Origin of the sequence: Pandoraea sp. LA3, from assembly GCF_022696215.1 — a bacterium.
Taxonomy (GTDB): domain Bacteria; phylum Pseudomonadota; class Gammaproteobacteria; order Burkholderiales; family Burkholderiaceae; genus Pandoraea; species Pandoraea capi.
Genome location: NZ_PTPY01000025.1, coordinates 21,246 through 34,583 on the forward strand (window position 1 = coordinate 21,246; position 13,338 = coordinate 34,583).

A 13,338-nucleotide genomic window follows, 5' to 3' on the forward strand; every position below is an offset into this window, starting at 1 on the left:
GCAAAGGAGCCTACCCCGTTTTGCTTCAGGATTCCAGCCCGAGCTCCTGGATCTTGCGCGTGATAGTGTTCCGGCCGATGCCCAGACGACTGGCGGCTTCGACCTTACGGCCCCGCGTGAAATCCAGCGCTTCGTTGATCAGCGCGGTTTCGAAGCGTCGCGTCAATTGATCCATCACGTCGGGCGATGCCGAGCGCAGCAACCGCGCGACCTCCCGCCGCAGGATCGGCTCCCAGCTCTCGACGCCAGCCATCCCCGATGCGACAGACACGTCTGCGACAGCGCCAACGCTGCCCGGAGCGCTCACACCACCCGCTCCGGCCGCAGGCGCTGACGACACGGCGCCGACACTCCCGTAACCCGGGTTGCTGCCGGCCGACACCGGTGCCGTCGCGCCACCCGCCGTCCCATTGACATACGCGGCCTGCCCGGCAGACCCCGAAGGCGCCGCCGCCGTCTGGAACTCGGGCGGCAGATCCTTGATTTCAACAGTCTGCGCAGGCGCCATGACCGTGAGCCAGTTGCTCAGGTTTTCCAGCTGACGCACGTTGCCCGGGAACGGGAAGCGCGTCAGATGCGCCAGTGCCGCCTCGCTGATGCGCTTGGTTTCGACGCCCAGTTCGCGCGCGCTCTTCTGAAGGAAGTGACGCACCAGCAGCGGAATGTCTTCGTTGCGCTCGCGCAGCGACGGCAGACGCAGTCGAATCACGTTCAGACGGTGATACAAGTCCTCACGGAACAACCCCTGACGCACGCGATCCTCAAGATTCTGGTGCGTTGCCGCAATCACGCGCACATTCGCCTTGATCGGGCTGTGACCACCCACACGGTAATAGTTGCCGTCCGAGAGCACACGCAGCAAGCGCGTCTGCAAATCCAACGGCATGTCGCCGATTTCGTCGAGAAAGAGCGTACCGCTTTCGGCTTGCTCGAAGCGCCCGCGACGTGTCGCCTGCGCGCCCGTGAACGCGCCGCGCTCATGACCGAACAGCTCGGACTCCAGCAGATCTTTCGGAATCGCCGCAGTGTTAAGCGCAATGAACGGACCCGACGCGCGCGGCGAGTGACGATGCAATGCGCGCGCGACCAGCTCCTTGCCCGACCCCGATTCACCGGTGATGAGCACCGTGGCGCTCGAATGCGACAACCGGCCGATGGCGCGGAAGACGTCCTGCATCGCACTCGCCTGCCCAAGAATCTCGGGCTCTTCGGTGATGCGCTCGTCGTCGGTCGCTTCGCGCAGGCTTTCTTCGACGGCGCGCAGAATCAGTTCGACGGCACGATCCACATCGAACGGTTTGGCCAGGTATTCGAACGCCCCGCCCTGAAACGCGGCCACCGCGCTATCGAGATCGGAGAAGGCGGTCATGATGATGACCGGCAGGCCGGGGTGTCGCTGCTTGGCCATTTGCAGCAGTTCGAGCCCGGAGCCGCCCGCCATGCGGATGTCCGAGACAAGCACCTGCGGCGAGTCGTGTTCGAGCGCTGCGCTGGCTTCGCGCGGGCCGGTGAAACTGCGCACCGGCAGATTGGCTCGTGAGAGTGCCTTTTCCAGCACCCATCGAATCGATTGGTCGTCGTCTACTATCCAGATCGGCTTCATTGTTCACCGTGTAACGTCTATGCCCGGCCGCAGGTGTTACGGCCGACGGCGTGAGGGCCGCATCAGCCCAGGGGCAGCAGGATTCGGAAATCCGTCCGTCCGGGCCGGCTTTCGCATTCGATCAGACCGTCGTGACGCTGTACGAAAGATTGCGCCAGTGTGAGTCCCAGACCGCTTCCCCCTTCACGCCCGGACACGAGCGGATAGAAGATGCGATCACGAATGTCGGCAGGAATGCCGGGCCCGTTGTCGATCACATGCAATTCCAATGCCAGCTTGTGCAATCGCTTGGCAATCGTGATCTTTCGCGCCACTCGCGTGCGCAAAACGATGCGGGCATCGCCGCGCGCGATCTGCTCGCGCAGCGCTTCCGCACCGTTACGCACGATGTTGAGTAACGCCTGAATGAGTTGCTCCTTGTCACCACGAAAGTCGGGCAGACTCACGTCGTAATCCCGCTCGATCGACAGCCCCTGCGGAAACTCGGCGAGCACCACCGAACGCACGCGTTCGCACACTTCGTGAATGTTCACGTCCGTGGCGATATACGGATGGCGATGCGGCTCCAGCAACCGGTCGACCAGCGTCTGAAGCCTGTCGGACTCCTTGATGATGACCTGCGTGTATTCGCGCAGCTCGCGCTGATCCAGCTCGAACTCCAGCAATTGCGCCGCACCGCGAATCCCGCCCAGCGGGTTCTTGATTTCGTGCGCCAGATTGCGGATGAGCTGCTTGTTCATCAACGCCTGATCGATGATCCGCTCTTCGCGTTCGTTCTTCAGCTTCTGCTCGTTCTCGATCAACTCGACGATCACGAAATCGGGGGCGGCTTCCGGTGCCGCCACGATGGCGTGCGTATGCAATGGCTCCTGAGCGGTGCGTTCGAGCACCAGATCGAGGCGTGTCGTCTGAAAGTGATTGGCGATGAGTTCCGTCATCGTCGAGGACAGCACATCCCCGTTCGTGAAGACATCGTCCCATGTCATTTGCGAGAGCGATCGGCGCGAGAGCGCAAGCAGCGCCTCGGCCGCTGGATTGGCGAATACAACGCGCAGCGAGTGTTTTTCGAGCACCAGAAGCACGGTCGGCAGCGCTTCGAGGCCCGGCAGAATACCCGTCGCGGCAAGCTTCGCTTCCCAGGGGTCGACGCTCGTATGCAGCAGCGACGCTTGACCAGCCACCCCGGCAAGCGCTGCGGCGGCGTCTGTCGTTACTTCGGTGGCGTCCTCAGCGGCGGCGTGTGCGGCTCGCTTCGTCTGCCCTTTCTCACCAGCGCGGACACTTTTCATCGAGGTTCGGGGCGATAAGTTCATGGCGAGCCATGAGAGACACGGAACGCATGAGCGGAATGCGCGACGGATAAAAAAGGGGGACGGCCGCGGCCATCCCCCCGTGCTTGTCGAGCATGACGGTCGGCCGCTGGCGTTCCGTCATGCCGGCGCATTCCCTGCGCAGCGATTCGATTACAGCGAGTAGTACAGTTCGAACTCGAGCGGGTGCGTGGTCATCGCGACACGACGCGCTTCGTTGGTCTTCAGTTCGATGTACGAATCGAGCATGCCGTCCGTGAACACGCCACCACGGGTCAGGAACTCGCGGTCTTCGTTCAGGTATTCCAGCGCCTGTTCGAGGCTCGAGCACACGGTCGGGATCTTTGCATCCTCTTCCGGCGGCAGGTCGTACAGGTTCTTGTCGGCAGCTTCGCCCGGGTGGATCTTGTTCTGCACGCCATCCAGACCGGCCATCAGCATGGCCGAGAAAGCCAGGTACGGGTTGGCCATCGGGTCCGGGAAGCGCGCTTCGATACGGCGGCCCTTCGGGTTGGCAACGTACGGAATACGGATCGAGGCCGAACGGTTACGGGCCGAGTAGGCCAGCTTCACCGGGGCTTCGAAGTGCGGCACGAGGCGCTTGTACGAGTTCGTCGACGGGTTCGTGATCGCGTTCAGGGCACGGGCGTGCTTGATGATGCCGCCGATGTAGTACAGCGCGAATTCCGACAGACCGCCGTAGCCGTTACCGGCGAACAGGTTCTGACCATCCTTCCAGATCGACTGGTGGATGTGCATGCCCGAGCCGTTGTCGCCAACGATCGGCTTCGGCATGAACGTCGCCGTCTTGCCATAGCTGTGTGCGACGTTGTGCACGACATACTTCAGGATCTGCGTCCAGTCGGCGCGCTCGACCAGCGTCGAGAACTTCGTGCCGATTTCGTTCTGGCCCTGGCCGGCGACTTCGTGGTGGTGCACTTCGACCGGCACGCCCAGTTGTTCGAGCAGCAGGCACATTTCCGAACGCATGTCCTGGAACGTGTCGACCGGCGCGACCGGGAAGTAGCCGCCCTTCGTGCCCGGACGGTGACCGGTGTTGCCGCCTTCGAAGTCCTTCGACGACGACCACGGTGCTTCTTCCGAATTGATCTTCACGGACGTGCCCGACATGTCCGTGTTCCACTGGACGGAGTCGAAAATGAAGAATTCCGGTTCCGGACCGAAGAAGGCGGTGTCGCCCAGGCCCGTGCTCTTCAGATACGCTTCAGCGCGCTTGGCGATGGAGCGCGGATCGCGGTCGTAACCCTTGCCGTCGGCCGGTTCGATCACGTCGCAGGTCAGCACCAGCGTGCTTTCTTCATAGAACGGGTCGATGTACGCCGTGTTGGCGTCCGGGACCAGCAGCATGTCCGAGGCTTCGATGCCCTTCCAGCCTGCGATCGACGAACCGTCGAAAGCGTGGCCGCTCTCGAACTTGTCAGCGTCGAAGTGCGACACGGGCACCGAGACGTGTTGCTCTTTGCCGCGCGTGTCGGTGAAACGGAAGTCGACGAACTTGACGTCTTCTTCCTTAACCAGGTTCAACACATCTGCCACAGATTTGCTCATGCTATCTCCCGAAAGATTCAATCTGGCGCTGCTGGCGCTCATCGCCCGCGTCGCCGCACCCTCTTAACGAACTCCGTGTTCGGATTCGCCATTGATAAGCAGGAAGCGTGCCAGCGCATCGCTCACCCGCTACATTCCACCCTCGCCCACTGATTTCTAAGGAAATAATCGATTCTGGTGCGTCCTGCCGTGAATTCCCGCTCATGGGCTGAAATTCCTTATTTCGGTGCATGCCGCACCAAAATATCACCAACTCGGTGCATTCGAGGATTATGCACCTTTTAGGTGCCATTCATCGAACTCATTGGCCCGAAATCGTGCGCGTGTCTGCACCGTCATAATGCGTCACCCGAAGCCGTGATAGTGCAAATCCCAAAACATCCGGACGACTCCCAATATCGCGACCGAACAGTTAACACGCATCTAGCGTGTGGTGCACGCTAGAATGAAGGACAACCATCGACTAACGAGATCACAGCAATATGACAAGCGCCAAAGCCATTCTCGATCAAGCCACGCAACGTCGCGCCTCGGGCCAGCTCGCATACACGGGCGCCGTGACGCCGGAAGAAGCGCTGGAACTGCTGAAGGCCGATGCGAACGTTCGTCTGATCGACGTACGCACGCGCGCCGAACTCGACTGGGTCGGTCGCCCGCAAGTCCCGGACGGTCAGTACGCCAACGTCGAATGGGTGCGATACCCGGGCGGCGTCCCCAACGAACACTTCCTCGAACAACTGACGTCGCAAACGCCGGACAAGAATACGCCGCTGCTGTTCCTGTGCCGCAGCGCCGCACGCTCGAAGGCTGCCGCAAAGGTCGCTTATGAAGCGGGCTTCACGCAGTCGTTCGATATTCTCGAAGGCTTCGAAGGCGACAAGGACAGCGCAGGTCATCGCAAGCACGTGAGCGGCTGGTGCTTCCGCGGCCTGCCGTGGCTGGGCGCTTGAGACTACATCGCGGCGTCGTGAAGCTCACGCGCCGCCGCCATTCGGCACGAAGGATCGACGCCCCGGACCTGGCCGCCGGATCGTCAACGACGCGAGGAGACGCGTGATGGACTGGACACATTTACTGACGTTTGCGCTTGCCTTGTTCGTGGGCGCAGGCACGCCGGGCCCCGGCATCGCCGCCATCGTAGCGCGCGTGCTCGGACGCGGCACGCAAGGCGCTATCGCGTTCTCGGCCGGCGTGGCAATCGGCGACGTTGTCTGGCTCACGCTCGCCGTGCTTGGCGTCGCCGCGCTGGCCCATACGTTCTCGGGCGTGTTCCTCGCGATCAAATACGCAGGCGCCGCCTACCTCCTCTATCTTGCATGGAAGATGTGGAACGCCCCGGCGATTGCGCCGGCGGAGCCGCTTGCCGCCGCGCCACGCGAGAAATCCTGGCGTCTCTTTTTCGGCGGCCTGTCGGTGACGATGGGCAACCCGAAAGTGGTCGTGTTCTATTTCGCGTTGCTGCCCAACCTGCTCGATCTGGCACGCGTGACAGCGCTCGGTTACATCGAAGTCGTGGGCGTCACGCTCACCGTGCTGGCGATCGTCTTCGGCAGCTATATCGCGCTGGCCGCCCGCGCGCGACGCCTGTTGAGTTCGGCACGCGCAGTCAAGCGGTTGAACCGTGCAACGGGCACGGTCATGGCCGGCGCAGCGGTCGCCATCGCTACGCGTTAAGCCTCGCATCCTCTCGCTCTTTTGCGTAATCGACGCCGCCTTCGGGCGGCGTTTTTCATTGCCTCCCTCGGCTCGCCCCCACAGCGCATCCCACCCGCCTTCCACGTCTCGCCCGACGAGCACCCATCACGCATTGTTGCGATTCGCGTAAGTATTTATTCGCTTAATTGCCGTTTTTCTGTGATAGCCGGACGCTTAGACTGGCTTCAACGGTCGCGCACCCAGCGCCCTTAGCAAGACAGAAGAACAGGAGTTATTGTCATGAATCGCAAGTTGATGGTTTCCGCACTGATCTCGGCCACGATGGCCGCCGCAGCAGGTTCCGCCTTCGCACAGTCGCGCTTGTCGAGCGACGCCTACCCCGACGGTTCGCCGTACGCCTGGGTCCCGCAAACGTCGCAACTCACGCGTGCGCAGGTCCGTGAGCAACTGATCGAAGCACGCGCCCAAGGGTTGATCCCGCAGAACGACTACGACTACCCGGCGTTCAACACGATGCCCAACGCCAATGTGCCCGGCAAGACGCGCGCACAGGTCTACGACGAACTCGTTCGTGCCCGCCAAAACGGCGAGATGAAGTACTCGAATCCGTAAGCCACGTTTCGTCCCTCGTCATGCCGCCTGCCTCCGGCGTCATGACACGACGCGCGCGGGCTGGACGGCATCTCCTGTCCGCGTTGCGTCACCTCTTCAGCATCGTTGTCCCCTATGTCCCGCCGACAGGCGCGCGCCCACGCCCAGCAACGCAGCACCGGGCAGACCGTCATGCCCCCCCCCCGACCGGTTCTCTTCCCCTCCGGTCAAGCAGGCACCGACGGCTTTCCCACGGGCGCTTCTCCTGTCGCCATGCGTTCCCCGCTATCGAATGGACGCATGGGACTTTCGCCCGCTCCCCCGCCCTGGGGAGCGGGCTTTTTTCATGGCGGGTTTCGCGAGCAGCGCAGGCTGCGTGCTACCATGCAGCCGTTTCAATTTGCATAGACAGGATCATCCGGTGAGTGACATCCAACTAGATATCGAGTGGACCGAGCGCGCAGCGAAGAAGGCCGAAAAACTCGTGCCCAAAGACACCCCGCTGGGGTTGCCGCCGCTCGAATGCCTGCCGCAGGAAGGCGACGTGATGTTCCTCGGCAAGGGCGACAAGAAGCAACCGTTCGTCGTGGTGGAGCGTCAGTACCATCATGAAGGCGACGATGCCTGGACGATCATCCTGATCCTCGACCTTCCGGAGTGATACGCACCTCACCTTGAAGACGTTCGTCGGCAAAGCGGCACGACTATCGACGGCGTAAGCTGCTCGCGCTGCGATGTGAATGGAACGCGCGCAAGGCACGGACGGCACGACAAGCAGGACAGGATTGAACAAAGCGGCGCGGCGACTGGGGAAACCCCGGTCGTCGCGCCGCTTTGCTTCAGGGAGGCCGTTTTCTATACTGAAGACGCGTCTCGAATCGCCTGACAGCCACAGGGAGATCGACCATGATCGTGCCCCACCTCTCCAACGCCCAACTCGTGAGCATGTTTGCGATCGCGGTATTCGGTGCGATCGTCGTCGGGGCCATGCCCGGCAAAGGTGCGATTCGAATGTGCTGGCGATCGCTGCTCGTCGTCGTGGGTGCGGTGCTCACCGTGCTGGCTTTCGAGCTGGTTCCTTTGCTCGCCTAAGACTTTTTTGCGGATTTTCACCATCAAGGGTTGACCCCATGCGGAAGAGCCGATATTATCTCGGTCTCGTTGGGGCGTTAGCTCAGTTGGTAGAGCAGCGGACTCTTAATCCGTAGGTCGAGTGTTCGAGTCACTCACGCCCCACCAAACGAATTTTTGAAGAAGGCTGCGATGCCGTGCAGCCTTTTTTATTCCCGGTAGCATCGGGGCGTTAGCTCAGTTGGTAGAGCAGCGGACTCTTAATCCGTAGGTCGAGTGTTCGAGTCACTCACGCCCCACCAAAGCATTACAGGAAGGCTGCGACGCTTGCAGCCTTTTTTGTTCCCGGTAGTCCCGGGGCGTTAGCTCAGTTGGTAGAGCAGCGGACTCTTAATCCGTAGGTCGAGTGTTCGAGTCACTCACGCCCCACCAGATGCCTCGCAAGGGCCGCACGATGTGCGGCCCTTGTCGTTTGTGCGCGCGCTTTCTACGCAGCGCTCGCTTGCACCTGCCACGGCCATCTCGCACGGCTATCCAATGCCGCTGTCTCACACCGCCACGCCAAGATCAACGTCTCCTTGCATGGATACGCTGTCGTCCAATTCCTACAGTCAATTCAGCCGCAACCGATAGTGCACAAGGCAGCCGCGCCCTAAGCTGAACTCATGTCGCTGCGCGGCGCGTAGCTGGCATTTGCTACAGGAGACGCATCATGAAAATGGCGAAGTCGATACTCGTTGTCATCACAGCGCTCGCGATGGGTTCGTCCATCCTCGGGTGCACGCTGGGTGGCGCAGCAGCGGGCGGCGTCATCGGTCACGAAGCCACCGGCGGCAGCACGGCCGGGACCATCGGCGGCGCCGTCGTCGGCGGCGTGATCGGCCACGAACTCGGTAAGTAATCCCGCAGGATTGACGTTGCTACCCGACCTGTCATGTCGACCGGCCGGGTAGTGGTGCGTGGCACGTCGCGCGCGGCGCACCGCGGCATGTGCGCATTCACAACGCGGCTCGCGCAGTGCGATCGATGCCGTCAACGGCCCACCACGTACAGCGGACTATTCGGTGCGTAGCCGTACATGATGAGCACGTCGCCGACCAGCGCATCGCCCGCAGCTCTCGCCTGAGCAACGCTTTCGTAACGCTTCGCTTGCGCGGTGCACGTTGCATATTGGCGCCCTCCGCCCCTGGCCGGGTCATCGTGACGGCCGATGAACGCCGCCTGCCGCACACTCCACACGAAATGCCCCTCGCACTTTGAAATCTCCGGCGGACGCCGCACCGCCGGGTCGACCGTGTGCGACGCCTCGCCATCCCGATGCAAACGCCACTGACGTTTGATCGCCGCGTCCGACCAACGCCCCATTCCGATGTCTTTTCCTTTGAGTCTTGCCATCACTCCCTCCTGGAATTTGCCTGCGGCACCTCGCGCGCGGGCACTCTGATAATGGTGACCAATAACGGGGGGAATGGGGTTGGGGAGTGTCCGATATGCGATGCCACACCCTACGATCACGCTCCACGCGCCTCGAAACTCGTCGTGCGTCATGCAAAGGACACCAAATAGCGCTCTGCACTCAGCGCACCCACGCAATGTGCGTTCGATTTGCCCTGATTTCCGCTGACTTGCGCTATTTCCCGGCATACATAGCGCGGCGCACACACAACAGATCGGCAACGATTCCGGGATGCTCGCTATGCAGATGATCCTCATTGTCTACACTGGAAGTCCCATTGACGACGATCTCTGCAGGTCTGACGGACGTTTGCCCGGACGGCGCCTGCCCCGCACGCCATGGCGACTGTGACCTTCGCCCCCGCCATCCAACGTCATGTGACCATCGACGAGCAGCACGTCGACGGCGTCAGCGTGCGTGAAGCGCTGATGCAGTGCGTTGCGCGCATGCCCGAGCTGCGCGGTTATCTCTTCAACGATCAGGGATCCCTGCGCCCGCATGTGGCGGTCTTCGTGGACGGACGATTGGTCCGCGACCGACGCATGTTGGGCGACGGACTGACAAGCGCCAGCAGCGTCTACGTCGCGCAAGCGCTCTCGGGGGGATGACGTCAGCGATCACCATCGCGAAAGCCACGCCGGCCACGACAACACGGACAGCCCGGCGCCAGCCAAGGAGGAGCAACATGGAACACGTCACCGGTGCGACGTTACTGGTCGCGACGCGCAAGGGGTTGTTCACGTGGCAACGCAATAACGACACATGGCGATTGGCGTCGAGCACGCCGGATTTTCCGGGCGAACCTGTCAGCATGGTGTTGCACGATGCACGCGACGGCACGGATTACGCAGCGCTCAATCTCGGACATTTCGGCGTGAAGCTGTGGTGCCGCGCACGCGAGGCAAACGAATGGACGGAACTCCCGCCGCCCGCCTTTGCGCCGCAAGCGGCGTCGTCTAACGCCCCGACCGACACCACCACTGCCACTGCCGTCACCGCAACCGCCAACACCGACGCGCAAGCACCGTCGGTCGATCTGCTCTGGTCACTCGAAGCCGCCGGCCTCGATGCCCCCGGCGTGCTCTGGGCGGGCACGATCCCCGGCGGCCTGTTCCGCTCGGACGATCATGGCCGTCACTGGCAACTGGTGCAGAGCCTGTGGGATCGCCCGGAACGTGCCGAATGGATGGGGGGCGGCTACGATCACGCGGGCATTCATTCGATCTGCATCGACCCGCACGACAGCCGTCAGGTGATGGTCGCGGTGTCGACCGGCGGTGTCTGGCGAACGCGCGACGGCGGCGATACGTGGGCGCTGGCGGCAACCGGCATGGAAGCCGACTACATGCCGCCCGAACGCCGCCTCGATCCGAACGCGCAAGACGTTCACCGTCTGGTCCAGTGTCGCGACGCGCCGAACGCCCTGTGGGCACAGCATCACAATGGCATCTTCCGCACGCTCGATTACGGCACGTCATGGCGACGCATTCAGGCCGCACCGTCGAGTTTCGGCTTCGCGGTGGCGGTCGACCCGCACGATCCGGACGTCGCCTGGTTCGCACCGGCACAGCGTGACGCCTGCCGCATCCCTGTCGATGCACGACTGGTCGTCACGCGTACGCGCGACGGCGGCGAATCGTTCACCGCCCTCTCGCAGGGATTGCCGGACGTACCCTCCTACGACCTCATCTATCGTCACGGCCTCGACATCGATGCCGCCGGCAGTACGCTCGCCATGGGTTCCACCACGGGCGCGCTCTGGATCGGCGACAACGCCGGCGAGCAGTGGCAAAGCCTGTCGACGCACTTGCCGCCGATCTATGCCGTTCGTTTTGTCTGAAACCTCTAAATCGACGTGCGAGCCTTGCCCCACGGCTCGCACCAACGATTGCGTCGGAATCGACCACCTCGCTCATCTCGTCGTTTACCCCGTTTCGCTGTAGGAAACCTTCAGTTCGGGTATTTCGTGTCGTATACGAAATGAGACGGACTGGCTTCATCGAATCCCCCCGTCACGCGTCGCCGGACATGTCACACGTGCCGAGCCTGGCGCGTGAGCCAACGTTGCGTCGCGCCTCAACCCGGTATCGACGCGTACTACGGCAAACCGGCGACCACTCCTCGAAACGCCATCGGCGACACGCCACCCGTGTTGCCCGGCATCAAATCTCTAAAAGGAGTCATTCTCTATGCGCATCGCCGACCTCAAGATCCGAACCCGTCTGGCCATCGGTTTCGGCACGTTGCTCGTTCTGCTTCTCAGCATGCTGGTCATCGCGTTGGTGCGCTTCGTTGCCATAGAACGCGCCAACGAGGAACTGCTCACCAGCGCGTGGGCCAAGGCCGACGCCGCCCACACCATCGACGCCATGGTGCGCGGCAACGGGCGGCGTCTCCTGGAGTTCTTCACCACCACGAACCCGGCACAGCGCTCGACATACAACGAACGCATCGACGCGAACCTCGCACGCATGGGCGAAGCGCAGGCTCTGCTCGACAAGTACGTCACGACGGAGAACGGCAAGCGGCTGATCGCCGGCATTCGCGAGCAGAACGAAGCCTTCAAGAAGGCGCGCGCCGCGATCATCGCTGAGCTCGATAACGATCAGCGCGATATCGCACTCGGCATCACGCAGCAGCAAGCGCTACCGGCGCTCGACACGATGCAGACCGAGGCCGCCGAGCTGGTCACGTTCCAGAAGAAGATTCTCGATGAGACGGGGGCCGCCACGAGCGCCGACATCGCCTTTGCGAAGTGGCTGCTCGTCGGGCTGGGTGCGGTTGCCGCCTTCGTCGGCATTCTGGCCGCCTGGTCGGTCACGCGCAGCATCACGCGCCCGCTCGCGCGCGCCGTCGAGGTCGCTGAACGCGTCGCGCAGGGCGATCTCACGAGCCGTATCGACGTGACGAGCCGTGACGAGACGGGCCAGTTGATGGCCGCCCTCAAACACATGAACGAAAGCCTCGACCAGATCGTGCGACGCGTGCGCAGCGGCACTGCCGCGATCGCTTCGGCATCGGGTCAGTTGCTCGCGGGCAATACCGACCTCTCATCGCGAACGGAGGAACAAGCCGCGTCGCTCGAAGAAACCGCATCGTCCATGGAACAACTGACGGCGACCGTCAAACAGAATGCGGACAATGCGCGTCAGGCCAGCCAACTGGCGTCGAACGCCTCGGAGATCGCCGGTGAAGGTGGGCGCGTGGTAGAGCGTGCGGTGACGTCGATGCAGGAGATCGCTGCGAGCTCGACCAAGATCAACGACATCATCGGGGTGATCGACGGCATCGCCTTCCAGACGAACATTCTCGCGCTCAACGCCGCCGTGGAAGCCGCGCGTGCAGGCGAACAGGGACGCGGGTTCGCCGTCGTCGCCGGCGAGGTCCGGACACTGGCCCAACGCAGCGCGGCGGCCGCCAAGGAGATCAAGTCGCTCATCGAGACGTCTGTGGGCAAGGTCGAGGACGGCTCCTCGCAAGTGCGCGACGCCGGGCGCACGATGACGGATATCGTGCAGGCCGTGCAGCGCGTGACCGACATCATGGGAGAAATCTCGGCAGCGTCGAGCGAGCAATCGGGTGGCATCGAGCAGGTCAATACCGCCGTCATGCAGATGGACCAAGTCACACAGCAGAATGCCGCGCTCGTCGAGCAGGCCACGGCTGCCGCCGGCTCGCTCGAAGATCAGGCGCGCAACCTGCGCGAGGCCGTGGCGGTCTTCCGGTTGCCCGGCGGCGACGCCATGACGGCCGCAGACGACGACACCGATCTGGCCGCGAACGGCCCGCGCGGCGCCGTGCTGGCGTTCTCGCGTCAACGGCAGGTCGCATAAGGCCCATGAGGTCCATGAGGCTCATGAAGCACGCGCCGAGCTCGCGCAGCATCGTCTGAGTTCTCGCATGTCCCGACGCCCCGGCCCGTTCGCCGGGGCGTTGTCTTTCGCCGAACGTCAGGCCATCGCACCGCTCGACGCGCTGTCGCACATCGCTGCAAAGCCCCGTCCACGCTGGTCTGGCGGGCGATGGGGCGCTCAGCGCGGCAGAGCGACATTGGAGTATGATGGCTGCTTGCTATGCTTTTT

The 13,338-nt window shown here is 62.8% G+C and carries 13 protein-coding genes and 3 tRNA genes; 12 read left to right on the forward strand and 4 right to left on the reverse strand.

Translation table 11 applies throughout. The features are described 5' to 3' along the window. Positions 1 to 25 precede the first annotated feature (25 nt). From ntrC to glnA, 3 genes are all read right to left on the reverse strand, one after another. Positions 26 to 1,603 carry a nitrogen regulation protein NR(I) gene (gene ntrC / locus C5N93_RS06305; RefSeq protein ID WP_242558664.1) on the reverse strand — a complete coding sequence of 526 codons (1,578 nt, stop codon included), beginning with the start codon at positions 1,601 to 1,603 and terminating at the stop codon, positions 26 to 28. Between the two features lie 62 nt (positions 1,604 to 1,665). Then, entirely contained in the window at positions 1,666 to 2,892 is a 1,227-nt protein-coding gene (gene glnL, locus C5N93_RS06310) for a nitrogen regulation protein NR(II) (protein ID WP_242558665.1), read from the reverse strand. 174 nt (positions 2,893 to 3,066) lie between these two features. After that, positions 3,067 to 4,482 carry a type I glutamate--ammonia ligase gene (glnA, locus tag C5N93_RS06315; RefSeq protein WP_069344337.1) on the reverse strand — a complete coding sequence of 472 codons (1,416 nt, stop codon included), beginning with the start codon at positions 4,480 to 4,482 and terminating at the stop codon, positions 3,067 to 3,069. A 482-nt stretch (positions 4,483 to 4,964) separates the two neighbouring features. On the opposite strand from glnA, the gene C5N93_RS06320 reads away from it, so the two are divergent. From C5N93_RS06320 to C5N93_RS06360, 9 genes are all read left to right on the forward strand, one after another. Beyond that, positions 4,965 to 5,432, forward strand: coding sequence for a rhodanese-like domain-containing protein (locus C5N93_RS06320; RefSeq protein WP_069344338.1), 468 nt, complete (start codon positions 4,965 to 4,967; stop codon positions 5,430 to 5,432). Positions 5,433 to 5,538: 106 nt separating this feature from the next. Further along, a complete protein-coding gene (locus tag C5N93_RS06325) occupies positions 5,539 to 6,156 on the forward strand; it encodes a LysE family translocator (protein ID WP_069344339.1) in 618 nt (205 codons plus the stop codon). 261 nt (positions 6,157 to 6,417) lie between these two features. Next, entirely contained in the window at positions 6,418 to 6,750 is a 333-nt protein-coding gene (locus tag C5N93_RS06330; protein WP_150723518.1) for a DUF4148 domain-containing protein, read from the forward strand. A gap of 400 nt (positions 6,751 to 7,150) precedes the next feature. Continuing rightward, positions 7,151 to 7,390: a DNA-binding protein gene (locus C5N93_RS06335; protein WP_150723501.1), complete on the forward strand. Its 240-nt coding sequence runs from the start codon at positions 7,151 to 7,153 to the stop codon at positions 7,388 to 7,390. Between the two features lie 245 nt (positions 7,391 to 7,635). Continuing rightward, positions 7,636 to 7,821, forward strand: a complete 186-nt coding sequence (locus tag C5N93_RS06340) for a hypothetical protein (protein WP_069345044.1) — start codon at positions 7,636 to 7,638, stop codon at positions 7,819 to 7,821. A 71-nt stretch (positions 7,822 to 7,892) separates the two neighbouring features. After that, a tRNA-Lys gene (locus C5N93_RS06345) sits at positions 7,893 to 7,968 on the forward strand. Positions 7,969 to 8,026: 58 nt separating this feature from the next. Next, positions 8,027 to 8,102, forward strand: a tRNA-Lys gene (locus tag C5N93_RS06350). Between the two features lie 54 nt (positions 8,103 to 8,156). Then, positions 8,157 to 8,232, forward strand: a tRNA-Lys gene (locus C5N93_RS06355). 280 nt (positions 8,233 to 8,512) lie between these two features. Further along, positions 8,513 to 8,701, forward strand: coding sequence for a glycine zipper 2TM domain-containing protein (locus tag C5N93_RS06360; RefSeq protein ID WP_069344366.1), 189 nt, complete (start codon positions 8,513 to 8,515; stop codon positions 8,699 to 8,701). 131 nt (positions 8,702 to 8,832) lie between these two features. Here C5N93_RS06360 and C5N93_RS06365 read toward each other — a convergent pair whose 3' ends face one another. Beyond that, positions 8,833 to 9,195, reverse strand: a complete 363-nt coding sequence (locus tag C5N93_RS06365; RefSeq protein WP_242558666.1) for a hypothetical protein — start codon at positions 9,193 to 9,195, stop codon at positions 8,833 to 8,835. A gap of 399 nt (positions 9,196 to 9,594) precedes the next feature. On the opposite strand from C5N93_RS06365, the gene C5N93_RS06370 reads away from it, so the two are divergent. The 3 genes from C5N93_RS06370 to C5N93_RS06380 all read left to right on the forward strand — a co-directional run bounded on the left by C5N93_RS06370 (position 9,595) and on the right by C5N93_RS06380 (position 13,089). Then, positions 9,595 to 9,864, forward strand: coding sequence for a MoaD/ThiS family protein (locus tag C5N93_RS06370; protein ID WP_242558667.1), 270 nt, complete (start codon positions 9,595 to 9,597; stop codon positions 9,862 to 9,864). A gap of 77 nt (positions 9,865 to 9,941) precedes the next feature. Then, a complete protein-coding gene (locus C5N93_RS06375) occupies positions 9,942 to 11,096 on the forward strand; it encodes an exo-alpha-sialidase (RefSeq protein ID WP_242558668.1) in 1,155 nt (384 codons plus the stop codon). Between the two features lie 349 nt (positions 11,097 to 11,445). After that, positions 11,446 to 13,089, forward strand: coding sequence for a methyl-accepting chemotaxis protein (locus C5N93_RS06380; protein ID WP_242558669.1), 1,644 nt, complete (start codon positions 11,446 to 11,448; stop codon positions 13,087 to 13,089). The last annotated feature ends 249 nt before the right edge of the window (positions 13,090 to 13,338 follow it).

Bases quoted from the DNA above. Each gene is read 5' to 3' on its own strand.
- ntrC (WP_242558664.1), bottom strand. From the start codon at position 1,603: ATGAAGCCGATCTGGATAGTAGACGACGACCAATCGATTCGATGGGTG.
- glnL (WP_242558665.1), bottom strand. From the start codon at position 2,892: ATGAAAAGTGTCCGCGCTGGTGAGAAAGGGCAGACGAAGCGAGCCGCA.
- glnA (WP_069344337.1), bottom strand. From the start codon at position 4,482: ATGAGCAAATCTGTGGCAGATGTGTTGAACCTGGTTAAGGAAGAAGAC.
- C5N93_RS06320 (WP_069344338.1), top strand. From the start codon at position 4,965: ATGACAAGCGCCAAAGCCATTCTCGATCAAGCCACGCAACGTCGCGCC.
- C5N93_RS06325 (WP_069344339.1), top strand. From the start codon at position 5,539: ATGGACTGGACACATTTACTGACGTTTGCGCTTGCCTTGTTCGTGGGC.
- C5N93_RS06330 (WP_150723518.1), top strand. From the start codon at position 6,418: ATGAATCGCAAGTTGATGGTTTCCGCACTGATCTCGGCCACGATGGCC.
- C5N93_RS06340 (WP_069345044.1), top strand. From the start codon at position 7,636: ATGATCGTGCCCCACCTCTCCAACGCCCAACTCGTGAGCATGTTTGCG.
- C5N93_RS06360 (WP_069344366.1), top strand. From the start codon at position 8,513: ATGAAAATGGCGAAGTCGATACTCGTTGTCATCACAGCGCTCGCGATG.
- C5N93_RS06365 (WP_242558666.1), bottom strand. From the start codon at position 9,195: ATGGCAAGACTCAAAGGAAAAGACATCGGAATGGGGCGTTGGTCGGAC.
- C5N93_RS06370 (WP_242558667.1), top strand. From the start codon at position 9,595: ATGGCGACTGTGACCTTCGCCCCCGCCATCCAACGTCATGTGACCATC.
- C5N93_RS06375 (WP_242558668.1), top strand. From the start codon at position 9,942: ATGGAACACGTCACCGGTGCGACGTTACTGGTCGCGACGCGCAAGGGG.
- C5N93_RS06380 (WP_242558669.1), top strand. From the start codon at position 11,446: ATGCGCATCGCCGACCTCAAGATCCGAACCCGTCTGGCCATCGGTTTC.